23 protein-coding genes are annotated in these 25,259 nt (G+C 29.0%); 12 read left to right on the top strand and 11 right to left on the bottom strand.

The genetic code is table 11. From position 1 onward, the window contains the following. The first annotated feature begins 15 nt into the window (after positions 1-15). From Q1A15_RS01545 to Q1A15_RS01535, 3 genes are all read left to right on the top strand, one after another. The gene (locus tag Q1A15_RS01545; protein WP_299617676.1) at positions 16-1,647 is read left to right on the top strand and encodes a tetratricopeptide repeat protein; all 1,632 of its coding nucleotides are present in this window, start codon (positions 16-18) and stop codon (positions 1,645-1,647) included. Positions 1,648-1,845: 198 nt separating this feature from the next. Beyond that, a complete protein-coding gene (locus tag Q1A15_RS01540) occupies positions 1,846-3,477 on the top strand; it encodes a tetratricopeptide repeat protein (protein WP_299617674.1) in 1,632 nt (543 codons plus the stop codon). A gap of 275 nt (positions 3,478-3,752) precedes the next feature. Beyond that, positions 3,753-4,394, top strand: a complete 642-nt coding sequence (locus tag Q1A15_RS01535; RefSeq protein WP_299617672.1) for a response regulator transcription factor — start codon at positions 3,753-3,755, stop codon at positions 4,392-4,394. 635 nt (positions 4,395-5,029) lie between these two features. Here the strand turns inward: Q1A15_RS01535 and Q1A15_RS01530 are convergent. Both Q1A15_RS01530 and Q1A15_RS01525 read right to left on the bottom strand, forming a co-directional pair. Further along, positions 5,030-5,698: a hypothetical protein gene (locus Q1A15_RS01530; protein ID WP_299617670.1), complete on the bottom strand. Its 669-nt coding sequence runs from the start codon at positions 5,696-5,698 to the stop codon at positions 5,030-5,032. Then, positions 5,698-6,108, bottom strand: a complete 411-nt coding sequence (locus tag Q1A15_RS01525) for a hypothetical protein (RefSeq protein ID WP_299617668.1) — start codon at positions 6,106-6,108, stop codon at positions 5,698-5,700. The genes Q1A15_RS01530 and Q1A15_RS01525 overlap by 1 nt, the downstream gene beginning before the upstream one ends. Before the next feature lie 212 nt (positions 6,109-6,320). Between Q1A15_RS01525 and Q1A15_RS01520 the strand changes: the two genes are divergently transcribed. The 5 genes from Q1A15_RS01520 (at position 6,321) to dnaG (ending at position 13,043) form a co-directional block, all read left to right on the top strand. Next, positions 6,321-8,267, top strand: a complete 1,947-nt coding sequence (locus Q1A15_RS01520; protein WP_299617666.1) for an ATP-binding protein — start codon at positions 6,321-6,323, stop codon at positions 8,265-8,267. A 126-nt stretch (positions 8,268-8,393) separates the two neighbouring features. Continuing rightward, the gene (gene clpP / locus Q1A15_RS01515) at positions 8,394-9,053 is read left to right on the top strand and encodes an ATP-dependent Clp endopeptidase proteolytic subunit ClpP (RefSeq protein WP_299617664.1); all 660 of its coding nucleotides are present in this window, start codon (positions 8,394-8,396) and stop codon (positions 9,051-9,053) included. A 26-nt stretch (positions 9,054-9,079) separates the two neighbouring features. Further along, positions 9,080-10,318: an ATP-dependent Clp protease ATP-binding subunit ClpX gene (clpX, locus tag Q1A15_RS01510; RefSeq protein WP_299617662.1), complete on the top strand. Its 1,239-nt coding sequence runs from the start codon at positions 9,080-9,082 to the stop codon at positions 10,316-10,318. Positions 10,319-10,486: 168 nt separating this feature from the next. Next, on the top strand, positions 10,487-10,921 hold the full coding sequence (locus Q1A15_RS01505; RefSeq protein WP_299617660.1) for a hypothetical protein: 435 nt from the start codon (positions 10,487-10,489) through the stop codon (positions 10,919-10,921). A gap of 109 nt (positions 10,922-11,030) precedes the next feature. Next, positions 11,031-13,043 carry a DNA primase gene (gene dnaG, locus Q1A15_RS01500; RefSeq protein WP_299617658.1) on the top strand — a complete coding sequence of 671 codons (2,013 nt, stop codon included), beginning with the start codon at positions 11,031-11,033 and terminating at the stop codon, positions 13,041-13,043. Between the two features lie 192 nt (positions 13,044-13,235). Here the strand turns inward: dnaG and nadE are convergent, their stop codons facing one another. Then, positions 13,236-14,024: an NAD(+) synthase gene (nadE, locus tag Q1A15_RS01495; RefSeq protein WP_299617656.1), complete on the bottom strand. Its 789-nt coding sequence runs from the start codon at positions 14,022-14,024 to the stop codon at positions 13,236-13,238. A 57-nt stretch (positions 14,025-14,081) separates the two neighbouring features. Here nadE and gldB point away from each other — a divergent pair, with 57 nt between their 5' ends. The 3 genes from gldB (at position 14,082) to Q1A15_RS01480 (ending at position 16,175) form a co-directional block, all read left to right on the top strand. After that, positions 14,082-15,041 carry a gliding motility lipoprotein GldB gene (gene gldB, locus Q1A15_RS01490; RefSeq protein WP_299617655.1) on the top strand — a complete coding sequence of 320 codons (960 nt, stop codon included), beginning with the start codon at positions 14,082-14,084 and terminating at the stop codon, positions 15,039-15,041. Then, complete coding sequence (gene gldC, locus Q1A15_RS01485) at positions 15,042-15,380, top strand: gliding motility protein GldC (RefSeq protein ID WP_299617653.1); 339 nt, start codon at positions 15,042-15,044, stop codon at positions 15,378-15,380. A 117-nt stretch (positions 15,381-15,497) separates the two neighbouring features. Beyond that, complete coding sequence (locus Q1A15_RS01480) at positions 15,498-16,175, top strand: hypothetical protein (RefSeq protein WP_299617651.1); 678 nt, start codon at positions 15,498-15,500, stop codon at positions 16,173-16,175. A gap of 45 nt (positions 16,176-16,220) precedes the next feature. On the opposite strand, the gene folK is transcribed toward Q1A15_RS01480, so the two are convergent. Next, positions 16,221-17,351 (bottom strand): 2-amino-4-hydroxy-6-hydroxymethyldihydropteridine diphosphokinase, encoded by a 1,131-nt coding sequence (gene folK / locus Q1A15_RS01475; RefSeq protein WP_299617649.1) that lies wholly within the window; start codon positions 17,349-17,351, stop codon positions 16,221-16,223. Positions 17,352-17,479: 128 nt separating this feature from the next. Here folK and Q1A15_RS01470 point away from each other — a divergent pair, with 128 nt between their 5' ends. Further along, positions 17,480-19,618, top strand: a complete 2,139-nt coding sequence (locus Q1A15_RS01470; RefSeq protein ID WP_299617647.1) for a T9SS type A sorting domain-containing protein — start codon at positions 17,480-17,482, stop codon at positions 19,616-19,618. Between the two features lie 61 nt (positions 19,619-19,679). Here the strand turns inward: Q1A15_RS01470 and Q1A15_RS01465 are convergent, their stop codons facing one another. The 7 genes from Q1A15_RS01465 to Q1A15_RS01435 all read right to left on the bottom strand — a co-directional run bounded on the left by Q1A15_RS01465 (position 19,680) and on the right by Q1A15_RS01435 (position 25,181). Further along, the gene (locus Q1A15_RS01465; RefSeq protein WP_299617645.1) at positions 19,680-20,027 is read right to left on the bottom strand and encodes a hypothetical protein; all 348 of its coding nucleotides are present in this window, start codon (positions 20,025-20,027) and stop codon (positions 19,680-19,682) included. 161 nt (positions 20,028-20,188) lie between these two features. Then, on the bottom strand, positions 20,189-21,397 hold the full coding sequence (locus tag Q1A15_RS01460; RefSeq protein ID WP_299617643.1) for an outer membrane beta-barrel protein: 1,209 nt from the start codon (positions 21,395-21,397) through the stop codon (positions 20,189-20,191). 2 nt (positions 21,398-21,399) lie between these two features. Then, complete coding sequence (locus tag Q1A15_RS01455) at positions 21,400-21,930, bottom strand: sigma-70 family RNA polymerase sigma factor (protein ID WP_299617641.1); 531 nt, start codon at positions 21,928-21,930, stop codon at positions 21,400-21,402. A gap of 160 nt (positions 21,931-22,090) precedes the next feature. Then, entirely contained in the window at positions 22,091-23,260 is a 1,170-nt protein-coding gene (locus tag Q1A15_RS01450) for a hypothetical protein (RefSeq protein ID WP_299617639.1), read from the bottom strand. After that, the gene (locus tag Q1A15_RS01445) at positions 23,257-23,796 is read right to left on the bottom strand and encodes a sigma-70 family RNA polymerase sigma factor (RefSeq protein WP_299617637.1); all 540 of its coding nucleotides are present in this window, start codon (positions 23,794-23,796) and stop codon (positions 23,257-23,259) included. The genes Q1A15_RS01450 and Q1A15_RS01445 overlap by 4 nt, the downstream gene beginning before the upstream one ends. 30 nt (positions 23,797-23,826) lie before the next feature. Then, on the bottom strand, positions 23,827-24,258 hold the full coding sequence (locus Q1A15_RS01440) for a hypothetical protein (protein WP_299617635.1): 432 nt from the start codon (positions 24,256-24,258) through the stop codon (positions 23,827-23,829). Between the two features lie 11 nt (positions 24,259-24,269). Then, positions 24,270-25,181, bottom strand: a complete 912-nt coding sequence (locus Q1A15_RS01435) for a hypothetical protein (protein WP_299617633.1) — start codon at positions 25,179-25,181, stop codon at positions 24,270-24,272. Positions 25,182-25,259: the final 78 nt, after the last annotated feature.

Here is a 25,259-nt window from a genome sequence, read left to right as displayed (position 1 = left end):
TTATATATTTAATAGATGATTTTTAGGGGAATTCTACTTTTACTTCTTTTCACTTCTTTTATATCTAATGCTCAAGCTTCAGATAGTACGCTGTTTATAATCAAAAAACAGATCGATACAATAGTAGATTATAATTCTAAAGTTCAATCTATTATTCAAAAAGCAGATAATTTACTTGAATCTGACAATGATAGGGCATTACAATATTATAAATATGCTGAAGAGATTTTAAATAAAAATGATATCCAAAATAAAGCACATATTTTTAAGAAAGTTGGAATCATTTATAGAAACAGAGGTGATTATGATAAAAGTATGAAGTATGCTATGGATGCTAAAACTTTGTATTTAGATCTTTCAGATACACTAAAAGTAGCAGATGCACTTATTTATATAGGTATTGTATACAAAGCTGTTGGAGATTATAGAGCTTCAGTAAATACACTTAACGAATCTATACGTTTAGCTTCAATTTATAGTGATAGTATGATTATCGGAAGATCATTTAATATGCTTGGAGGATCTTACAGAGCACTTAAAAAGATCGATTCCGCTTTCTATTCCTATAACCAGGCGCTTGCTATTTTTACTAAGAAAAATGATGAAGAAAAGCTTAATGAAGTTAATAGTAATATTGCTATTCTTTATGGAAGACAAAAGCAGTACGAGAAAGCTTTAAAAATTCATCTTAAAACATTAGAGTTTTTAAAAAAGAGAAACGAAAAATCTAATATGGTTATTGCATATTCTATAATAGCTACAGAACATGTAATGCTTAAAGATTATAATAAAGCTTTAAAATATACTGACTCTTCTATTGCTCTAGCAAAACAAGAAAAATTCAAGCAGAAGCTTGTTGGAGCTTACAGAAGGAAAAGTTATATCTATAAGAAGAAAAAAGATTTTAAAAAGGCTTACGAAAACCACGTTTTATATAAAAAGTATTCAGATTCAGTTTATACGGTAAAGAAAAGAAGAGAAATTAAAGAACTAGAGCTTAAAAACGAATTTGAAATTCAAAAGAAAGAATTAGAAACAGCTGCAAAAAGAAAAGAACTAAAACTTCGACTTTATGTTTTATTAACGGTATTAATACTTTTTTTTACATTCATTATTGGATTCTTATTATGGAGGGATTACAAAGCCAGGGCTAAAAGAATTAAAGATAAATTCGAAAAAGAGAAGTTAAAAAAGGAGGTTTTAGCCCAAAAGATTAAAGTTTCAGAATCTGAATTAAAAGGACTAATTGCAGATAACACGATGCGATTAGAATTCATAAAACAGTTATCAAAACAAATTAAAGACGATAAAGATCAAACGAGTTCTGATATTGTAAAATCTTATGCGAATAGCTTGTTGTTAAAACTACAAAATCAAATTAGCACAGAAAATAAATTGACTTCTCTACAAGACAAGATTAATGAAGTTAATCAAGGTTTTGATCAAGTCATCATAGAAAGATTTCCTAATCTTACCAAAACAGAGCGTGAAGTATGTTCGTTTTTACGCCTAAATCTTTCAATAAAAGAGATTGCTTCTATAAGAAATGCTAGTATAGACTCAATAAAAGCATTACGATATAGAATTAGGAAGAAAATGGAAGTACCTAAAAATCAAGAGTTAGAGCATTTTATACAAAGCCTTTAACAACTTTGTCACTTTTTGTTACCATCGTTTTTTTTGTTTTTTCACTTCGAATTATACATTTGTAGCATAAATAGTTTTTAAAAACTACAGGGTAATTTCCCTATTTTAATAATCCCTAATTTAATTTGATTTAAATTGCCCAAATTAGTAGTATGCACCAGCAATTCTATTGCTGGTTTTTTTATGAAAATTAGTTAGATGATTATACGTCTTTTAATATTATCCATTCTTTCCTTTTGTGCAGTTGCTACAGCACAGAAAAACGATTCTATTTATATAACTATTCAAAAAGAATTAGATACTATAACTAGTAATGAAGCAAAAGTTAAGTTTCTACTTAAAAAAGGAGAACACTTTTTAGAAAAAGACTTAAAAAAATCTAAGAAATATTTCCAAGAAGCAAATACTTTAATAGAAGAAAACGACATAACCAATAAGGCAATATTACTAAGGTGTCTTGGAAATGTAGCATACAGAGAAGGTGATTATACAGAGAGTCTTTTGTTTTTCATGGATTCTAAAAAGTTGTTTTATGAATTAAAAGATACATTAAGCGTAGCAGACATATATCTAAGAGAAGGAAGAGTTTACAAGTATTTAGTAGAAAATAAAAGAGCAATTGAAAATTACAGGAAATCTGTTGTTTTAGCATTAAAAATGAATGATTCTACTTTAGTGGGTAGATGTTATATCAGTTTGGCTGGTTCTTTCAGAAGAATAAAAGAATTAGATTCTTCTTTTTATTACTACGATAAAGCATTAACAATTTTCAAAAAGACTAAAAATGAACGAAGAATAAGTAATATCAATAACGATATGGCTATTCTTTACGCATACCAAAATAGATACGATAAATCTTTAGATGTGCATTTAAAGAACATCGATTATATTAAAAAGAACCACAGCAAAAGAAACTTGGGAATCACGTTTTTTAATATAGGCTACTCTTATTACAGGCTGAAAAAGTATAATGAATCGTTAACCTATTTAGATTCTTCTGAGGCTATTGCTAAAGAGGAAAGATTTAAATACAGGTTATCGAAGATTTCAGATATAAAAAGTAAAAACTTGTATCGATTAAAACGATACGAAGAAGCTTATGAATATCATGTAGCTTTTAAAAAGTATTCAGATTCAATATTTAATATACGAAAGCAAAGAGAAATTAAAGAGCTGGAGTTAAAGAGAGAGTTCGAAGTAAAGAAAAAGGATTTAGAAATTGTTACTAATAAAAAACAGTTAGAGTTACGATCTTATGTTGTAACAACAATTCTAATTTTATTCTTTGTAATGATTATTGGTTTTTTATTGTGGAGAGATTACAAGTTAAGAACAAAACGAATAAAGGATAAATTAGAAAAAGAGAAGTTAAAGAAAGAGATTTTATCGCAAAAAATAAAAGTTTCTGAATCTGAATTAAAAGGATTAATTGCAGATAATACTATGCGATTAGAGTTTATAAAATATTTATCTAAACAAATTAAAGAAGATAAAGATCAGTCAGATTCAGATGAAGTTAAGAATTATGCAAATAGTCTAATTTTAAAATTGCAAAATCAAATTAGTACAGAGAATAAATTTTCATCATTACAAGATAAAATTGATCAAGTAAACCAAGGTTTCGATCAAATTATAATTAATAAGTTTCCTGAGTTAACAAAAACGGAAAGGGAAGTATGTACTTTTTTAAGATTAAATCTATCAATTAAAGAAATTGCATCAATACGAAACTCAAGTATCGATTCTATTAAATCGTTACGTTATAGAATTAGAAAAAAGATGAAAGTTCCAAAAAATCAAGAATTAGAGCACTTTATCCAAAGTTTATAGGTGGTTGTCACTTTTTGTCACCTTGTTTTTTCGCCTTTTTTCATATCACATTATACATTTGCAACGTGAAGAGTTTTCAAAAACTACGCGGGGGTGGTTTTCCACCATTTTAATAATCCCTAATTTAATTTGAATAAATTACCCTAATTAAGTAGTTAGTAAAAACCAGCAATTTATTGCTGGTTTTTTTATTTAAAAAAAGATTAAAAACCTGTTCTTGAAAAAAATGTAATACTTTTAAAGTCGATTTTTGTTAAATAACCCCTATACGTCTCATGAGAAAATTTAACTTAATAATTGTAGATGATCATTCTATGTTCAGAGAAGGCTTACAAGGTATGCTTGAAACTGAGGAAGAATTTAATGTTGTATTTGGAGTTAAAAACGGAAATGAGATTCTTAAATATTTAGAAATTAATTCAGAGAAAGATATAGATCTAATTATCTCGGATATTTCTATGCCTGAAATTACAGGGATTGAATTAACTAAATTGGTAAAAGATAGATTTCCTAAAATAAAAGTATTGATTGTAAGTATGCATACAAATGCAGACATGATTGAAGAGTTAATACAATATAATGTTGATGGTTATTTATGTAAAAGTGCTACGAAACGAGAATTAATTGAAGCTTTGACTACAATTTTATCTGGAAAGAAGTTTTTTTCAAGAAAAATTAAAGATGTTTATTTTCAGAAAAAGCAAGAAGAAGAGAAAGATAAAATTAAACTTACCAAAAGAGAAATTGATGTAATTACATTAATTGCAAAAGAGCATACTACACAAGAAATTGCAGACAAGTTGTTTTTAAGTAAACATACTATTGAAAGTTATAGAAAAACACTGATATCTAAACTAGGTGTAAGAAATTTAGCCGGTTTAACCAGATATGCTATTAAAAAGAAATATATAGAGTAAAGTAAAATACTCTCAGCGACTACTTTCTAAATTTGTATTAACTCAAGTGGAATTTTTATATTATAAATTACCTACTGGAGTTGTTTCGTCTAATATTTTGGGATTATTTGGTACGATATCGTACAAGAAATCTCCAGTAGGTTGGGTACTAAATTATCTACTATTAAATTAATACTGTTTGTAGTAGCATATTGAAGGGTTCTTTTGAAAAAACTTTAATCTTTTTAGATAATTCAATGTTTACCGTTATCAAATGAAATAATTGCTGCGTTCGCAATTTCATATTTAGATTTCCGACGAACTTGTGTAGCTGATGTGATTTTCACCATCTTTTGCATGGACATTTAATGTTGCCCATGCAACTTTAGGTGATTTTCATATAATTCTTAACTTCCTCTATTTACGACAACAACTCCCCTTGTTCCCATTTTTCCCTCATTACATTATGATCTGTATCATTTAGCTTTTGCATGTAAAAGGTGTTCTCACTTAATAAATTTTAAGTTAGGTCAAAATTAGAAAGTGATAGAAAATTGTACATCCCTGAAAACAGTGAAAATGAATTGTAAAAAATCATTTTAATGTTTTTCACTAAAAAAATATTCTATATACTATTTACAAAGCGTCTTAGGTAATTACAGGTTCTGTAATAAAAGATCATTAAAATTACTTTCATTAATTTCAGGAGACAACACATCAGCAAAAGGGAAATGAATATTTAACTGCGATGCTGACGAAGTTATTTTTAAAGATTGTGCTTCTGTAAATTGAACTTCATTAAATTTTGTTACCCAGCTTTCTTTAGCATCTTCTTCAGATAATAAATCAACAATAAGTTTTTGAATTTGCTCTGTAATTACATGAATCCTGTTAAGTTGTTTGCCATCTTCAGGTAAATCCATAGGTAATAAAGATGTTGTAACACCAGATTTTTCAAGAATTACGTCAGAAAAGTTTTTAAATTTGCGTTTTACATCTAATCTACTAGAGTTTTGATATGTCTTAGGTTTTTCTACTGTCCCTTTAGAAAGAAGGTTGATAATATCTACATCATTACTTCCTTGAAAAATAATACTCTCAATGTTTCTCAAGTTAATGTGTAATATCTTATCACTTCCATCTAATTGCAGTAACAATGTGATTCCTTCATTAAGAACTTCAGCAATATTGATTAAATATCCTGTAAATAAATTTCCAGAATTGGTAGTAATTTGTAATACAGTTTCAATATTATTTTCTGCGATATAAAATAAAAGTTCCTTCTTGTTATAAGTAGGAACTTTTTTTAAAGTGTTAAGTAGCATTATAAATTAGATTCTAAAAGTTCAGTTAAAGCCTCAGTTCTTTCATCCACTTTATCAATATTAGCATAACTACAGTGATTTACAGTTAAAACACCTTCGTTAAACTGATAAGTTTGACTTGCAAATGCGTTATCATTCTCATCTTTAATAACCACTTTTTTAAGTGTTTCCTTAATTGCTTCTTTCCCCATATCATCTACTGCTATATTTTTAAAAGAATTTAAAATAGGTTTAAAATAGATGTCTGTTAATCCTTGTTCTAACCATTTAGAATATTTTTCATTTGGTAAACTGTTCCAATCTACGTCAAATTCGATTTCTCCTTCAATTAAATTTTTAACTTCTGATAAAAAGTTTTGATATTCTCCTTCTTGATACGCTTTAATTACTCTTCTTTCTGTAAGTCCCATTTTTCAATTATTTTAGGTTTAATATTGAAACAAATCTAGATAGGAATAAAAAGACATACACCCCTGAAAACCGTGAAACTGAACTTTAAATAGCTATGACAATTAATTAAACTGAATTTTTGTAGAAAAAATACCTTTTAATAACATAATAGTATATGTTAAATAGAGTTTTTTTACGTTTTTTACCTTTACGAAGTTGTTAAAGAATGATTATGAATAAAATATCCCCAATACTGTTTTTATTAAGTTTTTGGATTGGTTTCTCTCAAAACACAGAATTAAAAATTCTAGAAGAAAAAGACAGACAATCTATGAATGAGATAAGTAGTCTTTTTTTTAAGCAAAGTAAAGAAAACGAAGCCTATGAAAAGGCCTTAAAATTGATGAAAAAAGGAAATTCTGATTCAGGAAAATCTTTAGCCACAAGTTTAATTTCTTCTTATTTCTCTAGAATGCATAGTTTAGATTCGGCAGTTTATTATGCGGAAAAAACATTAGCATACAAGAATTTTTCTACTGATTCGATTCGACGTAAACGATACATTATGGGTAGTATGAATTTAGCTACAGGGTATTTTGCTAAAGGAATAATAGATAAAGCCAAAAAAATATATATAGAGGGAATTCAAAAAGCAGAAGAGTGGGGTGATACTAAGAATTATTATGGTTTTATCGTAAACTTAGGGAATCTATATTATTTAAATAATGAATATGAGAAAGCTTTAGAGTTATATAAAAAAGGTTCAAAAAGCCCTGAAGATAGGGTGAAAATGATGTGTAATTCATCAATGGGTAATGTTTATGCATCTGCTTTTAAAAACTATGAAAAGTCTAATGAATATTATAGTAAAGCATTATTACAATTAAATGGAAATTTATATTTTGAACTGAGCTTAAAACTCAATATAGCACATAATTTACTGAAAATTGGAAAAAGGGAAGAAGCTGTAAAGGAGTTTAAAAATATTATTAAAGAAAGTGAAAAGTTAGGATATTACAATCAAGGCAGACAAGCTAAAGAGTATTTAATCGAAGTTTATATTGAAAGTGGAAAATATCAGAAAGCGGAGAATTTATTAATGCCTCTTCTGAAGGATTATAAAAAGAAAGGTAATTTAAAAGATGAGTTAGATGCTTATGCGTTTTTAAGAAAAATAAAGGAAGAGAAAAAAGCATATCAAGATGCATTTTCGTATTCAGAAAAATATATCAAACTAAACGATTCGATTAATAAATTACAACACGAGAAAGAAATCAATGAGTTAGAAGTGAAATTCGAAACTTTACAGAAAGAAAAAGAAATCGTGGTGCTTAAAAAAAATGAAGAATTAAAAGATCAAGAAATAGAACAGCAAGCTATGGTTCGTAATATCATTTTAATTGCTTCGATCTTAATAATTATAGCCATACTATTATTGGTAAGATTTTACTTCCAGAAATTAAAAACTCAACAAAAGTTAAATAAAGCTCAAGAAGAATTTAACTATCAAAAAATTAAAGCTTTAATGAAAAAGCAAGAATTAGAGTTAGTTAAGGCGTCTATTGAAGGTCAAGATAATGAGCGAAAACGATTGGCAAGAGGCTTACATGATTCAATAGGGAATAACATGGCTGCGATAAAATTACAGTTTGAAACTTTACCTGAAGGATCTGAAAAACTAAATAAAATTAAAAATGATTTAAGTGATACTTATGAGCAGGTTAGAGAGCTGTCTCATAATTTATTACCTAGAAAAATAAGACAAAACGATTATGCAGAAGTTTTGCATGAATACATTAAAAATATTGATGAAATATCAGATTTGAAAATCAATTTTTCTGTTACTGAAAAAGAGATTATTAATCAAACTGATAAGTATTTACAAAGTGAAATTTTCTCCATACTTCAAGAGTTAATTTCTAATACATTAAAACACGCAAATGCTAAAACTATAGATATTCAATTAGAAGTAATTGAAGAAACAATCTACTTATCATACGAAGATGATGGAGTTGGTTTCGATACTTCTAAGCTTCATTCAGGAATTGGTTTGGCAAATATGAAAGATAGAGTGGCGCAATTATCAGGAACTTGTATTATAGATTCGCATCCTAAAAGAGGAACGTTATTCAGAATGGAAGTAGATAAGGATATGTATTTAATTAGTGATGTAGTATAGAAACATCGCAATTACATAGCTACAATTCTAAGTTTAAAAGCAGTAGTTCGTACATGAACAACTGTTTTCATAAAAAGTAAAATCTTTGTATCTTTAACGTTTGTAACTTTAAAACAAATCTTTATAATGGATTACGGAAAAGAATTTGAAAAGTACGCTACTAAACACCACGGAATCAGTAGCACTTACTATAATAAGATAACAAGTAGTTTAACTCCATATATTATCGAAGAACGTCAATTAAATGTTGCACATATGGACGTTTTCTCTCGTTTAATGATGGATCGCATCATATTTTTAGGAACAGGAATTAACGATCAAGTTGCAAATATCGTTCAAGCACAATTACTTTTTTTAGAAAGTGTAGATGCTAACAAAGATATTTCTATCTACATCAACTCACCAGGAGGTGGAGTTTATGCAGGTTTAGGTATTTACGATACAATGCAATTTGTAAAGCCAGACGTAGCTACTATCTGTACAGGAATGGCTGCTTCTATGGGAGCTGTTTTAATGTGTGCAGGTGAAAAAGGAAAACGTTCTGCTTTACCACACTCTAGAATTATGATTCACCAACCATTAGGAGGAGCGCAAGGTCAAGCTTCTGATATGGAAATTACAGTTAAAGAAATAGGTAAGCTTAAAACAGAATTATACAACATCATTTCTAAGCATTCTGGTCAGCCATTCGATAAAGTACACAACGATTCAGATCGTGATTACTGGATGAAAGCTGAAGAAGCGAAAGAATATGGAATGGTTGATGAAATTCTTCAAAGAAGCTAATTTATAGTACAAAAGATAAATATTAAATGTCACAAGATCAAAATTTAGAATGTTCGTTTTGTGGACGCAAGAAGGCAGAAACAAATTTACTTATCGCAGGTATGGATGCCCATATTTGTGATAGATGTATAGAGCAGGCGTATGGAATAGTTCAGGAGGAAATAGCTGAAGCAAAAACAACAACTCTCACTAATGATCTAATCTTAAAAAAACCGATTGAAATTAAATCTTTCTTAGATGAATATATCGTAGGACAAGAGCAAACTAAAAAAGCAATGTCTGTAGCAGTATATAATCACTATAAGAGATTATTACAGTCTAAATCTCCAAAAGATGGTGTAGAAATTGAAAAATCTAATATCGTTTTAGTAGGAGAAACAGGTACAGGTAAAACGTTAGTTGCAAGAACAATTGCTAAAATGTTAAATGTACCATTTGCTATTGTAGATGCAACAGTATTAACACAAGCAGGTTATGTAGGTGAAGATGTAGAAAGTATTTTAAGTAGACTTTTACAAGCTGCAGATTATGATGTAGAAAAAGCTGAGCGAGGAATCGTATTTATCGATGAAATTGATAAGATTGCTCGTAAAGGTGATAATCCATCAATTACTAGAGATGTATCTGGAGAAGGAGTGCAACAAGCATTGTTAAAACTTCTTGAAGGTGCTGTAGTAAATGTAGCTCCAAAGGGAGGAAGAAAACATCCAGAACAAAAATTTATTCAGGTAAATACCAAAGATATTTTATTTGTTGCAGGTGGAGCTTTCTCAGGAATAGATAGAGTTATTAGTAAGCGATTAAATATGCAAGCAGTTGGATATAGCGCTTCTATTGATGAAGATAAGATCGATGAAGATAACTTACTTCAATATATCATTCCAGCTGATTTAAAGTCTTTTGGTTTAATTCCAGAAATTATTGGACGTCTACCAGTATTAAGTTATATGAATCCGCTTGATGCTAAAACATTAAGAGCAATCTTAACGGAGCCTAAAAACTCAATTATAAAGCAATACACGAAGTTATTCTCAATGGATGATGTTGAGTTTACAGTAACTGAAGATGCTTTACAGTATATTGTTGAGATGGCTGTTGAGTACAAGTTAGGAGCAAGAGGTTTAAGATCGTTATGTGAAGCAATTTTGACAGATGCAATGTTTGAGTTACCAGGTTCTGATGTTACAGAATTCGAAGTAACTAAAGACTACGCAGAAGAAAAGTTGACAAAGAAAGCATTACAAAAATTAAAAGCAGCTTCGTAACAGAACTTGTTTTAAAATATTAAAAAGCACTGAATGTAAATTCAGTGCTTTTTTGTTTAAATACCTTATAAACAATGCATTTTTTTCCTTTAGGAAACAGGATAATTTACCTAGACTATTCATTAAGTACCTGATTTAATTTTGTCGTATCATCAAAAAATCTAAATCATGGCAAAAAAAGTAACGAAAAAAATAAACGGGGTAAAAGTGAAAGTGTCTTCGTATAAGATTAATCTATTAGCTTATAAAGAAATAGCTGGTCGAGTGGTAATTAAAACTACACTCAGAAGAATTAAAAAGAAGAATGTTAAAGTAACAATTACTAATTTTTATTTTGGAGTAAATCCGCATCCACATCCACAAGATCCGATAATGATTGGAGGTCCTATGACAAAAACGACTTCAAAGAAAAAATATACAAAAGTTAAACATTTTGCAGTAGGTATTGGAGTAAAACTAAAAGGAGGAAATATTTCACCATCAATTCCTTCTGGTTTAGTTAATTTACCAATTAGTGGAGTGGTTACAAAAGCAACCATTACTGTAGCAGGAAAAACAGAAACAATTACAACTCAAATAGGTAAAGTAGGAACTGTTTTCTAAAAAATAATAAGAAATTAGAGGTTAAATAAGGTTTTATTAAATTTGATATAGCTAAATATTAGTTTTCATTGTAGAACAAAGCTATATTTGCGCCTCAATTTTTTAGTGAATGATTACCCAACAAACCATAGAAAGAGTTTTTGAAGCTGCCCGTGTAGAGGAGGTGATAGGTGAGTTTGTACAATTAAAAAAATCAGGAAGTAGTTTCAAAGGATTAAGTCCTTTTACAGATGAAAGAACTCCTTCCTTTATGGTATCTCCAGTAAAACAAATTTGGAAAGATTTTAGTACGGGAAAAGGAGGGAATTCGATTTCATTTCTTATGGAACACGAGCATTTTACCTATCCTGAAGCTATACGTTGGCTAGCTAAAAAATACAATATTGAGATAGAGGAAACTGAGCAGAGTGATGAGCAAAAAGAGCAAATGAATGAACGAGAAAGCATGTATCTGGTTTCAAAATTTGCAAAAGATTATTTTCATGATGTTTTAATGAATACTCAGAAAGGACGAGCAATCGGACTTTCATATTTCAAAGAACGTGGTTTTAGAGAAGATACCATCGAAAAGTTCGATTTAGGATATTGTAAAGATGAGTGGGATAACTTCACAAAAGCTGCTTTAACTAAAGGATACGATTTAAAATATTTAAAATCTACCGGGTTAACCATTGTAAAAGAAGGTGGAGAAAAAGTTAGAACTTTCGATAGGTTTAAAGGAAGAGTTATGTTTCCAATTCACAGTATGTCTGGAAGAATACTTGGTTTTGGAGGTAGAATTTTAACGAACGATAAAAAAGCTGCCAAATATTTAAACTCACCAGAAAGTGATATTTACCATAAGAGTAAAATACTTTATGGTTTGTATCAAGCAAAGAAAGAAATAGCTAAGCAAGACAATTGTTTTCTAGTAGAAGGATATACCGATGTAATTTCTTTTCATCAATCAGGTATTGAGAATGTTGTGGCTTCTTCAGGTACAGCTTTAACTCCAGATCAAATTCGATTGATAAACCGTTTGACTAATAATATTACGGTACTTTTTGATGGAGACGCGGCAGGTATTCGAGCTTCTTTACGTGGTATCGATCTTATTTTAGAGCAAGGAATGAATGTAAAAGTGGTCACTTTTCCTGAAGGAGAAGATCCAGATAGTTTTGCAAAATCAAATTCCGATGCCGAGCTTAAAAGATATTTAGAGGAAACAGCTCAAGATTTTATTGGCTTTAAAGTTTCTTTATTAATTAAAGATGCTCAAAACGATCCGGTTAAAAAAGCAGGATTAATTAGAGATATTGTAACGAGTATTTCTAAAATTCCAGATGGAATTCAGCGAGAAGTATATGTGCAAGAATGTGCGCGAATCATGGATATTTCAGAACGTGTGCTTTTTAGTGAGTTAGCACAGTTAATGAATAAATCTGATAGAAGTGTTGACAGAAATAGATCTCAAGAATCTGTAAAACCTAAACTTCAGCCAGTTCGAGAGGATAAAAAGAAACCTAAAGTAGATAGTCTTTTATTACTCGAAAAAGAGATTATTCGAATTTTATTACTCTACGGAAATGAAGAAGTTGGGTTTATAAACTGGGTAAATGCTCACGATAAATATGGTAGACCTATTTTAGAAAAAGAAGAATATATAAATACAGTTTGTAACGAGTTGTATTTAAATCTTCAAGAAGATGAAATAGAGTTCTCTAACGAGATTTTTAGAGTAGTTTATTATGAAATTATACATCAACTTAACCAAGATGAGAAAATCTCCATAGATAAGCTTATAGCAAACGAGAACACGACTATTGCAGAAGTAGTTACTAATATTTTAATGGATGAAGAAAGATATCAATTAAGTGATTGGAGTCGAAAAGACATTGAAGTTACTGGAGTTGAAAAGATTTTACCAAAATTGGTTACTGATGCAATTTTAAATTTAAGAAGAGTTTTAGTAGAAAGAAAACTTACCGATATTGTTAAAAAAGGTCAGGAACTTTCTACAGAAACTGAAGAAACAATAGAAGAATCTGAAAAAATAAAAACGTACAACGAGCTTAAGGAAGAGGTTGTAAACTATATAGAACTCAAGAAGTTATTGTACGAAAAATTGAGTCGAGTGATATAAAAATTTTAAAGTTTGACATTTTTTTATATATTCGTAATCGAAAAGAATCAGAAATAAATCTATTAAACTATGAGAAAATTGCTCCAGATTGGTCAATTGATCGTGCTATTCATTGAATTACCATTCCAAATCTCGAATGGTCATAAGAAAAAAGCCTACAAAAAAATAAAACAATTAATGATCTCAGCTAACTTACTTTAAGTTAGCTGGAATTTCACATACAGGTATTGGAACCATCTTGTGTTGATTAATCGTATTTAATCGCACATAAATGCTGTATACTTCTTTTTCTCTACCAGAAAAATCTTCTGCAGTTTTACCAGCATCTTGCATTTTCATAGCCCACTCTAACTCATCGTATGAAGCTCCAATTTGATCTTCATCTGTTCTGCTATCTCCAAATAAACCGTCGGTTGGTTGTGCCTTTTGAATAGACTCAGGTACTTGTAAATGTGCAGCTAATGCATAAACTTCAGATTTTACTAAGTCTGCAATCGGACTTAAATCTACACCTCCATCACCATATTTTGTAAAGAAACCTACACCAAAATCTTCAACCTTATTTCCTGTTCCAGCAACTAAAAGCCCATGTAAACCAGCAAAATAATACAAAGTTGTCATACGTAAACGCGCTCTGGTATTTGCTAAAGCTAAGTCTAATTGAGCAGAAGCTTCAACTTCAGGAGTTACAGTTTTAAAATCTTCAAAAGTAGAAGTTAAGTTTACACGAGTGTCAGAAACATTAGAGAAACGTTCTTTTAACTGTGCAATATGTTCTTGTGCTCGAGTAACTTGACTCTGAGCTTGATGTATTGGCATTTCTACACATAAAGTTGGCAAACCAGTGCTTGCACATAATGTCGAAGTTACGGCAGAATCAATTCCTCCAGAAACTCCAACTACAAATCCTTTAACTTTAGCGTTTTCAGCATAATCTTTTAACCATGTTATAATATGTTCAGCAACTTTAGGTGTATTCATGTTATACGATTTTAGTAAATTCGAAGTTTAATATCTAAACGTAAAGATAACCATTTCATGCGTAAAATTGTATGTATTTTAATGTTAGGAACGATCTTGTTTTCTTGTAAAAAGGAAGATAAATTGAAGGTAGATGTTTCTAATATTGCTGTTGATTTAAAGGTAGCTCGATTTGATAAAGATTTCTACACAGCTACAGAACAAACACTACCTAAAGTTAAAGAGAAATATCCATTGCTTTTTCCTCATAACAACGATTCTGTTTGGGTTAATAAAATCAATAATAAAGATGAGCAAGAACTTTTTGCTGAGGTTCAAAAACAATACGAAGATATTTCAACAAAAGAACAAGAGTTAGAATTGCTTTTTCAGCATGTGAAATACTATAACGAAAACTTCACAACTCCAGTAGTAATTACAATGTTAACCAATATCGATTATGATAATAGAGTAGTGTATAATGGAGATTTTATGTTGATTTCTTTAGATTGTTATTTAGGAAAAGAGCACGAGTTTTATAACGATTATCCGATGTATGTAAAACAAAACAATACGTCGAATCATATTATTGTTGATGCTGCAAATGCTATTGTTCGTGTACAATTACCACCAAACAAAGAGCGTAGTTTTGTAAATAAAATGATTTACGAAGGAAAGAAATTATATGTTTTAGATATGTATTTGCCTAATGTTTCTGACAGAGAAAAGATAGGATATTCTCCAGAGAAGTTTGATTGGGCAGTAAATAGTGAAGAAGAAATTTGGAGATATTTTATAGAAAGAGATCTTCTATATAGTACCGACAATAAATTAAATAAACGTTTTTTAGATGTTGCGCCTTTTTCAAAGTTTTATCTGGGTGAAGATAACTTATCTCCAGGTAGAATTGGAGCTTGGGTGGGTTGGCAGATTGTACGTTCTTATATGCGAAATAATGACGTATCTTTGCAGGAACTTTTGAGAAAAAAAGGAGACGAAATTTTTAAACAATCTAAGTATAAACCTAAGCGTAAATAAATGGCAATTGTACACACTTCTGAGATAAAATTTAATGTAGCATTAGACGAAAACAGAGTTCCTGAAGAAATTACATGGAATGCTGAAGACGGAGGTATTAAAGAGGCAGATTCTAAAGCTATTATGTTATCTGTATGGGATCATAAAAAGAAAGATACGTTACGTATGGATTTATGGACTAAAGACATGCCTGTTGATGAAATGAAACAATTCTTTCATCAAACTTTAGTGTCTATGGCAGATACTTTCGAGCGTGCTACAGACGATACTAAAATGAGCGCAACAATGCGTGATTTCTGTGATTATTTTGCAGAAAAATTAGAACTAATAAAGAAGTAAGAACTTAAATAGTTTTTACCAGTAAATTTTAAAGTACGGGTGAACCACATTAAAAGTGTGGATTTCCCGTACTTTTATTTTTTATAGAATTTTTATCTTGGTCATTATTTGTTAAAGATGAAAACTAAGCTATTTTTCTGTTTGATTTTTTTAATGAGTATTTACAATGTGAATGCTCAATCGGTAATAAAAGGAAAATATAAGACAGATTATATTGGAGATAATTATGAGAGTTATGAATTCTTTAAAAACAGAACTTTTACTTTCAGTATGGGATCTGATTTAGGTGTTTATTCAAAAGGCACAGGAAGTTATGAAATTAAAAATGATAGTCTTTATTTAAAATTTAATTCTACTAAACTCAAAGAGAATAGTTATTTTAAATCTAAAAGTTATTATAATTCGAAAAATCTTGTCAGAGTAGATTTTAATGTAGTTAACCATGAAGATAAACCATTAAATAAAGTAATGATTTATAGCTTAAATGGAAAATCACAAACTACTGAAACAGATCAAAAAGGAGATGCTACTTTAGTTTTTAAGAAAGGAAGTTTTAATGATAAAGCCGAGGTTTTTATTGAAGGTGAATTTTTAGATAGACAAATAATATATTTAAGTTTAGATAGAAATTATATGATAAAAGCGTTTATGAGTAGTTCTGAGATTATCGGATTTAACCATCTTAAGGCTATTAAAAATGAAACTAAAATATTTAAGATAGAGAAGATTGGAAATGATGTTATTGAATTGAAAAAGGATAAAATAAAGGCAAGGTTGATGAAGGTTGAAAACTAAAAACAATTAAAAAAGATACAATCAAAGTCAGATAACTCAGAAAAATTAAGGGCGATGTTCCTTGATTTTTTGTATGATAGTTTTATAATCATCTCTGTTTTGAACAAAGTCTAATTCAGAAACATCAATAACTAAAATATTTAAGTTTTGCTGTGTTTTTATAAAGTTGCTGTAACCGTCGTGGATTTTCTCTAAATAAGAAGCCTCAATATTTTGCTCATATTCTCGTCCGCGTTTTTCTATATTTTTAAGTAAACGATCGGTGTTTTGATACAGATATACGTATAAATCAGGTTTTATAATCTCTTTATACATCAAATCAAACATTTTTCTATAGAGCTTGTATTCATCATTTTGTAAAGTAACCTGAGCAAAGATTAACGACTTAAAAATGTAATAGTCAGAAATCACGAAGTTTTTAAATAAATCAAACTGGGCTAAATCATCAGAAAGTTGTTGGTAACGATCTGCTAAAAAACTCATTTCTAAAGGAAATGCATAACGTTCTTGATCTTCGTAAAACTTTGGTAAAAACGGATTATCAGCAAAACGTTCTAATACAATTTTAGCATTAAAATCGTTAGAAATCATTGTAGATAATGTGGTTTTACCGGCACCAATGTTTCCTTCTACCGCAATATAATTGTATTGTTCAGAGATAGGAATAGGTCTTTTTAAAGGAATGTTTAACTGTTTGATGTCAGAATCATCAACACATTCTTGTAAACACAAAGAGATTTTCTTTTTTGCTATCGGATGAATTACACCAGTTGCAATTTCAGCAAGTGGAGCCAAAGCAAACTTTCGTTCTAGCATTCTTGGGTGAGGTACAATAAGATCTTTATTAAAGATAATTTCATCATCAAATAATAAAATATCTAAATCAATTAATCTGTCAGCGTACGAATCACTATCAACACGTACTCTTCCTAAATCTTTTTCAATAGTTAGTAACTTTTGAATTAATTGTTCAGGTGGTAAATACGTAGAAACTTTAATACAAGTATTATAAAAATTATCACTATCGAATCCCCAAGATGCTGTTTCATAAATAGAAGCAACTTTTAAAACGGCACCAATTTCATCAGCAATTAAATCAATTGCACTTTGAAGATTTTCTGTTTTATTTCCTTGGTTTGTACCTAATGATAAGTATGTAATTCTTTGTATTCTCAATGCTTATATTTGAAGCAACAAAGAAACAAAACCTTATACTATTAATGTTAATTTTTGACTTGTTTTTTTAGTTGAATACACTAAAAAAAGTACAGTCACGTTTGTTATACAAATCAATCCCTAAAATCATGAAAATCAACCAAACTAACTTTTTATTCATGCTGTTTTTGGCGCTGAATACGATCACATTAACAGCGCAAAACACGTATTATGTAGCCACTAATGGTAACGATAGTAACGCAGGAACAGCGAGTAATCCTTTTAAAACATTCAATAAAGCCGTTTCGGTAATGTCTCCTGGTAGTACTTGTATTATTAAAGGAGGAGTTTATGACGAAGAATTACTAATTAACAAAAATGGATCAGCAGGAAATTATATCACTTTTAAAGCTGCTGATGGTGAAAATGTAACCATAAAAGCTACCAAATATATTAATGGGTGGCAATCGCATTCTGGAAACATTTATAAAACTTCAGTAGATATGACTATTGATGAGCGATTCAGAAATGTATATCATAATCAACAGCACATGGATTTGGCAAGATGGCCAAACAATATAGATAATAACAGATGGACTGTAGATTGTAAATTTATCGATAATGGTGGAAATAACTTTTTTACATTAACTGATGTACCAGATTTTGATTGGACTGGTGGTTTAGTGTATTACATTGGAGGTCACTCTGGAACGAGTTGGACACGTAAAATTACGAGTAGCAGCACAACTAGAATAGAACATGTTGGAGTAGATATTACAAAATGGCCATTTAATCCTCACAATCCAACGATTTTAAGAAACGGACATAGAGGTCAGTTATATTTATTCAACAAATTAGAGGCTTTAGATTATGCGAGAGAATGGTATTATGATGAGTCTACAAAAACATTATACTTTCAAACTGCAGATGGTTCAAAACCAAGCGACAATACAGTAGAATATGCAACACATAAATTTGTAGCTGAAGTACGTGGTGATTATGTTAAAATAGAAGGAATTAAATTCTTTGGAGGAAGCGTTAAAATCCGTGGAGATTATAATGTTTTTGAAAATAATCAAATTATTCATGGTAGTGAAGGTTTTGATAATTTAGCTAGTACAACAGCTGGAGTAGGAGAGTCTTCTTTAGAAGTTTTAGGAGGAAACGCGATTGTAAGAAATTGTACGATAGATCAAAGTTCTGCTAATGGAATTTCAGTTCAAAATTGGGCAAGTGCGCACAATTCATTAATTGAAAAAAATACGATTTCAAATATTAATTATTTAGGAATTCATGCTACACCGATTAGAGTTACAGCTAACAATGTTAAAGTATTAAAGAATACAGTTGTAAACTCTGGAAGAGATGGAATTTATGTTAGTGGAAATACTTGTGAAGTTGCTTATAACGATGTGTCTAAAGCACAATTAATTAATGCAGATTCTGGTGTGTTTTATACTGTTGGAAATAATGATTTAAAAAATACAGAAGTTCATCACAATTGGTTTCACGACTCTAAACCTCCTTTATATGCGGGAGTTAAAGCTGCTGGAATTTATTTAGATAATAATAGTAAAGGTTATGTCGTGCATCATAATGTTGTTTGGAATGTATCTTGGTCTGGTTATCAAGTAAACTGGGCAAACTGGAATTTAGATTTTTTTCATAATACATTATGGAATTGCGGACAAGCAATGGCTTCTTGGGTAAATGGTTACGAGCAAAAAAACAATAGAGTATACAACAATTATTCTAGTACACCAGCTTGGTTTGATGAAACAGGTTTCGATGTAAAAGATAATTTAATTAGTACAAGTTCATTATTAGTGAATCCTGGAGCTAAAAATTTTGCTCCAATTGAAACTGGAGATTTAGTTGATAAAGGAGTTGTAATTTCTGGTTTTGCAAAATCGTTTAATGGAACTGCACCAGATTTAGGAGCTTATGAGCATAATGGAACACCTTGGACAGCCGGAGTTAATGCAATTGAAGATGCAGGAAGTACACTAAGTAATTCAGATATTGTGCTTGCAGAAAATATTGGAGTGTTTTATCCTAATCCGGTTAAAGATGAATTGTATATTTCTTTTAAAAATTCAGTAGATGTAAATAATAGTTCTCTTGAAATTTATTCTATGTTAGGTTCAAAAGTTGCTTCTTATTCTTTAGATGAAAATAATGAAGGAAGAAAAGTAAGTGTACCAATTACAAGTTTATCTTCAGGGAATTATGTAGTGAAAATAATAACGCCTAAAGGAATTAGTAATAAGGTTTTAATAAAAGAATAATTCTATCATTATAAATAAAAAAAGGTGTTTGAAGTTAATCTTCAAGCACCTTTTTTATTGCTTAACTTTTTTTAGCTAGCGTATTTGGGTTTTCCATAATAGCCATTAATTCATCATAAGATTTATTTAAATAATCGGCATTACCAGCAATTTGAATTATCTGACTTGCATTTTTAGATACATTGGTAGTTAATGTATCAGGTATTATAGTATCAATTTTAATTGTATCTACTCTAATGGTGTCTATGTTTATAATTGTGTCGATTTGAATAATAGTATCAATATCAATAATACTATCATTAATTATAAGTCTTTCAGATTCTGATGAAATGTTTAAGCTTTCAGAATCTTGACAATTATAAAGCAATAATAAAATAGCAATAACAGAAATTAATGTCGTGTTTTTCATTTTAGATTTTTTTAATGATGAACTATATTAACAAGAAAAGATGTGTGTTCTTGTCTCTATATTCAAGTCTTAGATAAAGCTAAATGGTTGCGTTAAAAAAAATAAAAAAGTCATGAAAACTAGCTTTATGACTTAGGTATATCGAGCGAGATGTATGAGATTTAAAATTTATAAGTAAAACCTGTTTGGAAATTAAAGTTTTGTGAATTGAGATTTATACCATTAGATTGATAAAGACCGAAATACTGTTTATAATATCCTTCAAAATTTAAATAGATTCTTTTACTTAGTTTAATATCATAACTTAACCCAAGATTTAAAGAGAAAGCATTAGTTTTTGCATCTAAAGATTTTCCTATTTTGAATTTTTTAATATTATCTGATCCAACATAAATGTTACTATTTAATAGATGTAAATAACTAGCGCCACCAATTAAACTTAGATTTTTAACCTTAGGGAGTTTATACTGTATTTCAAAAGGCATTTCTAAGTAACTAGTTTCTTCTTTGATGTTAAAAGTAGATGAATTGTTAAGTCTGTTTTTTAGATCTTCATTTGATATTAAAGGTGAAATATTAGTAATATTCGAGATAGAATCAATACGTAAGTTAGGGTTTGAGTTACCAATATTTTTGGTGTTAAACCTCATGGATAGTTTTTGTATGCCAAAACGTAAAGTAGTATTCTTGTTAAGACGATAATTTACTCGAACTCCATAGGATTCAGTTACAGAATTGCTTTTTTCCTTTTTAATTGTATCATTAACTATATTTTCTTTTAAACTAGTATTTAAAAAGTTTATTCCGCCAGTAACAGAAACACTCCAGCGGCTAAGAGAATCTTTAACTTCCTCTTCTTCTAGATTATTTTTAATAGCTAAAGTGTCATTAAGAGCTGGTGGAATATTAAAAAGATAACGTTTCTTACTTTCTAAGTAAATAAAGTTGGCCTGCTTTCTTTGTGTATTAAAACGATTTACAAATCTTTCTTCTGTATTTTTTTTCTGTGTCTTTATAGATGAAATTTCATTTTGTGTTTTATATTCAGAAGTGGTTTCAGTAAGTAAAGTATCACCTATAATACTACTATTTTCAGTTTTAGATATATCGCATATCTTTTTTGATAAAAGACTGTTTTTATTTTCTACATTATGAGTTAAAGAAGTTTCTTTCTTTTCATATGTGAATTTATAAAGACAAAACAAGCTAGCTAGAATTAATAGAATTATAGCTCCTTTTCTATATTGTTTTTTCTTTTTCTGTTTCTTTAATTCTGTTTGTAAAGTATCCCAAACATCAAGATCAGGAGACGTGTTTAATTCTCCTAATTTACCTTTCAATACCTTACCTATGTCCTGTTTTGTACTCATAATTATTTCGTCCTTTGGTATTGTTCAATGTTATTTTTTAAAATCTTCTTCGCTCTAAATAAATTAGACTTTGAAGTTCCTGTAGATATCGATAATAATTCAGCAATCTCTTTGTGAGAATAATTGTCTAATTCATATAAGTTGAATACTAATCGGTATTGATTTGGTAGGTTTTGTACAAAAGATAGAATAACAGATAGCGGTACTTCGTCTATATTATCAATTAAAACTTCTTCTGCTTCTAAAGAGTAATTGTCTATAGGATTGGTTTTAAAATTGTTTTTATAACGATCTATAGCTTTATTAATGGCGATTCTTTTAATCCATCCTTCAAAAGAACCTTGATGTTTGTATTTCTTAATGTTTAAGAAAATATCTAAAAAAGTATCCTGTAAATTATCTTTAGCTTCTTCTTTGTTAGTGCAATATTTTAAAGAAATAGAAAACAAGGAATCTTTGTATCTATTGTATATGATACTTTGTGCGTTAATGTCTCCTTTAACACAAGATTTAATAAGTTTTTCTAATTTCAATTTTTAACTTAATGTTTCATTACAATTTAAAATATAGGTTTGCTTTTGTTAATAGATTTAGACAAAAAACACCTCATTCTATTTCATAGTCTTAAATAATAAAAAAGGTTGCGTGTAAAATAAAAAAAATCGTCAAGTTTACTTGACGATTTTTTTCTACTTAAAATTTATATGTTAATCCTGTTTGTAAATGAATACTAAACGGACTTACATTTGAAGCATTATATGTGTTGAAATATTGTTTGTAGGTTAATTCTAGGCCTAAAGATAACGATGATGTTAATGGAACATAAGTGTCGAAACCTAAATTTAAAGAAAGATTAGTTCTGCTAGCTGTTCTAGAAGTTCCAAGCTGAAATTCTTTAAATGTATTTGAATCTCCATATATTTTATTATCACTTAAATATAGTAAGCTATACCCTGAAATTAGATTCATTCTGATTCTCTTATTGAGTAAAGCGTATTTGAACTCTAAAGGAATTTCTAAATAACTTAACTCTTCTCTGATGTTTATAGATTGATTAGTAGTTAAAAAGTTTCTTGAAATTTCAGTATCAAATGCATTCACATTTTGAAAAGGATTTGTCAGGTTTTGAATATTGTTTGTCGCAATATTTTTAGTTCTATAGGTTAAACTTAATTTTTGTACACCTAATCGAATTGTTGTTCTTTTACTTAATTCATAATTCAAATAGAAGCCAATCGTTTCTGAAGTGTTTTCTTCACGATCATTTTCAGTTAAGTTTTGATCAATAGAATTTCCTTTCGAATAGAAGTAAAATGTGTTTAAACCACTAGTTGCAGTTATACTCCATTTACTTTTTTTAGGAACAGTCTTTTTTCCTTCTTTGATAGAAGTTGTGTCTACAGGTTTTACAGATAATTGTAAATCATTTAATGAATTATCTTCAGGAAACTGAAAATATTGTTGAGCTAAAGGAATTGAAAAAGTCCTTTTTTTGAAAATACTTTTTTTATTTTTTTTGACACTTATTTTTTTAACTGTAACAGTTTTTTCAGGTTTTAAAACTAAAGTGTTATTCTCAGAATTAGGTTTGTTATCTACATTTAAAATGACGATGTTTTTTTGCTGTTGAGGTATAATTTCTTTTTGAATATGTTGCTTCTTATCGTTGTTTTTTATTTTAGATACCAGAATAATTCCACCTATACTTAATGCGAGAAATAATAAAAGAAGTATAAATCTTCGTCGTTTTTTTTCTTTATCAAGCTCACGTTCAATATTAGTCCAAACAATATCATCAGGAATATTATTTAGCGTTTCAATACTCTCTTTAAAAACCAATCCTATATCTTTACTATTCTTCATGCGTCAAAATTTTGGTATTGGGTTATTTTATCTTTTAAAAGTTTTTTGGCTCTAAATAGATTTGATTTCGATGTTCCAACAGAGATGGATAGTAGTTTCGAAATCTCATTATGATTATAATCATCTAATTGATATAAGCTAAAAACCAATCGATATCGACCAGGTAATTCTTGAATACATTTTAAAATAATCTCTAAAGGTATTTTACTAAAATAATCCTCATCAACTTTAATTTCATTGTGTAAGTTAATGTCATCAATGTTTGTGTTTGTTTTAATACTTTTCTTGTACTTCTTTATGGCTTTGTAAATAGTTATCCTTTTCATCCAACCTTCAAAAGAACCTTGATTTTTGTATTTGCGAATGTTTTTATAAATATCTAAAAAAGCATCTTGTAAGTTGTCTTGTGCTTCTTCTTTTGAAGTACAATATTTTAATGAAATATTGTATAGAAGTCCTTTGTATCTTTCATACAAAAGGCTTTGCGCATTTCTGTCTTTTTGTTTACAATATTTTATTAATTCTTCTTGATTCAAGTTTATACGAATTTGATGAGATCAATTCATTTATTTGCTTTCTAATACAACTGGGTAACGCATTTTGGCAGAACCATAGGAATTACTTGCTTTAACAGTAATAAATCCGCCAGAAAAATCAGAAGTGAATTTAATTGTAATTTCTGAAATGGTATTATCATTAATGTTGTAAGTACTTATGTTTTCAATTTGCATTCCTTCTGTTGCATCCCATTCAAAGTTTCCGTTTTGTTTAGAGAAAAGACAAGCATAGATAAAAGTTTGATTTGGTGCTACAACATCAATACCATCCATACATATTCCTACCGTAGTATTTAAAAGATTGTTGTCATCTAAAAAATCACATTCAAAACTAAAAGTTCTATGATGATCCTTTAAAGTTAACTCGTTAGCATCATTTTTTGAGCAAGATAAAACGCATAAAATCAGAGTGAATAAAAATGTTTTTTTGATGTTTTTCATAATGTCAGTTTTTAATTTTTAAAAGAAAACTCAATCTCAAAATGACTAATTAAGTTTGAATTGTTATCGTAGTATTTGTAAATTCCTTTTTCTAAAAAGCCATCGTTAGTAATAGTATTGTCAATTTTAAATTGAAAGTTGTCAGCAAAAGAACTATGAAATTCAGAAACTATATTCGGGGAAATATTTTTTGTATTAATATTGTTTATCGCCTTGCTTTGTAGATGATAGATAAGCATTAATGTTCTTTTAGAATAAGTGTTTTCGTAAATATTGTATAATGTATTTCGTTCAGAATTATGAGTAATGATATTAGAAAAATTCAGATGAAGAATATTATTATCTTTTGAAAAGAACATTTCTTTTTTTGGATTATTGGTAGCATCATATTCAGTTTGAATGACTTTTGTTTGATTGTTGATCAAATCATTTTCCTCAAAATAAATTCTATTATCATTAGTATCTAATGTTATTGTACCATTAGAAATTTCGTTGTTTGAGTTGTTTTTTGAAGAGAAAAGTATAGAATTTAGATCACTAGTGTAGTTGACTTTTAATATGTTCGTTCCATCAAGATTATCATTTTTGATAAATGAAATTTCTGATAGTTGATTGTCGTTGTACAGTAACTCAGTAACAGAGGTTTCTACGTTGTTTTTTGTAGAAACTATTTTGGTCAATTTATCGGAAGAATAATTATATGTGATGTTACTAATTTCATTATTAGAATGATTAAGAATAGTAACGTTAGCAATTTTATTATTCTCTAAACTAAAATTTTCTGTTGTTAAAGGGATTCCAGTAATATTAAAGTAAGTAATGGAAAAGCTCTCTACGATATTAGTATTAATGTAAGGAACATCAGTTTGCTTAGAACAAGCAGCTAAGAATATGATGCTTAATACGAAGTATATTTTTCTCATAATTTCAAAGTTTTAGATTAGTAGTTATATCTACTAGTGCAAGAAACTTTGAATGGTTGCGTGTAAAATAAAAAAATC

The organism is uncultured Tenacibaculum sp. (assembly GCF_947495995.1).
In the GTDB taxonomy this organism is placed as follows: domain Bacteria; phylum Bacteroidota; class Bacteroidia; order Flavobacteriales; family Flavobacteriaceae; genus Polaribacter.
The sequence above is the reverse complement of the archived record's forward strand: the minus strand, read 5'-3'. Positions and strand labels throughout refer to the sequence as shown.

Bases quoted from the DNA above. Each gene is read 5' to 3' on its own strand.
- Q1A15_RS01545 (WP_299617676.1), top strand. From the start codon at position 16: ATGATTTTTAGGGGAATTCTACTTTTACTTCTTTTCACTTCTTTTATA.
- Q1A15_RS01540 (WP_299617674.1), top strand. From the start codon at position 1,846: ATGATTATACGTCTTTTAATATTATCCATTCTTTCCTTTTGTGCAGTT.
- Q1A15_RS01535 (WP_299617672.1), top strand. From the start codon at position 3,753: ATGAGAAAATTTAACTTAATAATTGTAGATGATCATTCTATGTTCAGA.
- Q1A15_RS01530 (WP_299617670.1), bottom strand. From the start codon at position 5,698: ATGCTACTTAACACTTTAAAAAAAGTTCCTACTTATAACAAGAAGGAA.
- Q1A15_RS01525 (WP_299617668.1), bottom strand. From the start codon at position 6,108: ATGGGACTTACAGAAAGAAGAGTAATTAAAGCGTATCAAGAAGGAGAA.
- Q1A15_RS01520 (WP_299617666.1), top strand. From the start codon at position 6,321: ATGAATAAAATATCCCCAATACTGTTTTTATTAAGTTTTTGGATTGGT.
- clpP (WP_299617664.1), top strand. From the start codon at position 8,394: ATGGATTACGGAAAAGAATTTGAAAAGTACGCTACTAAACACCACGGA.
- clpX (WP_299617662.1), top strand. From the start codon at position 9,080: ATGTCACAAGATCAAAATTTAGAATGTTCGTTTTGTGGACGCAAGAAG.
- Q1A15_RS01505 (WP_299617660.1), top strand. From the start codon at position 10,487: ATGGCAAAAAAAGTAACGAAAAAAATAAACGGGGTAAAAGTGAAAGTG.
- dnaG (WP_299617658.1), top strand. From the start codon at position 11,031: ATGATTACCCAACAAACCATAGAAAGAGTTTTTGAAGCTGCCCGTGTA.
- nadE (WP_299617656.1), bottom strand. From the start codon at position 14,024: ATGAATACACCTAAAGTTGCTGAACATATTATAACATGGTTAAAAGAT.
- gldB (WP_299617655.1), top strand. From the start codon at position 14,082: ATGCGTAAAATTGTATGTATTTTAATGTTAGGAACGATCTTGTTTTCT.
- gldC (WP_299617653.1), top strand. From the start codon at position 15,042: ATGGCAATTGTACACACTTCTGAGATAAAATTTAATGTAGCATTAGAC.
- Q1A15_RS01480 (WP_299617651.1), top strand. From the start codon at position 15,498: ATGAAAACTAAGCTATTTTTCTGTTTGATTTTTTTAATGAGTATTTAC.
- Q1A15_RS01470 (WP_299617647.1), top strand. From the start codon at position 17,480: ATGAAAATCAACCAAACTAACTTTTTATTCATGCTGTTTTTGGCGCTG.
- Q1A15_RS01465 (WP_299617645.1), bottom strand. From the start codon at position 20,027: ATGAAAAACACGACATTAATTTCTGTTATTGCTATTTTATTATTGCTT.
- Q1A15_RS01460 (WP_299617643.1), bottom strand. From the start codon at position 21,397: ATGAGTACAAAACAGGACATAGGTAAGGTATTGAAAGGTAAATTAGGA.
- Q1A15_RS01450 (WP_299617639.1), bottom strand. From the start codon at position 23,260: ATGAAGAATAGTAAAGATATAGGATTGGTTTTTAAAGAGAGTATTGAA.
- Q1A15_RS01440 (WP_299617635.1), bottom strand. From the start codon at position 24,258: ATGAAAAACATCAAAAAAACATTTTTATTCACTCTGATTTTATGCGTT.
- Q1A15_RS01435 (WP_299617633.1), bottom strand. From the start codon at position 25,181: ATGAGAAAAATATACTTCGTATTAAGCATCATATTCTTAGCTGCTTGT.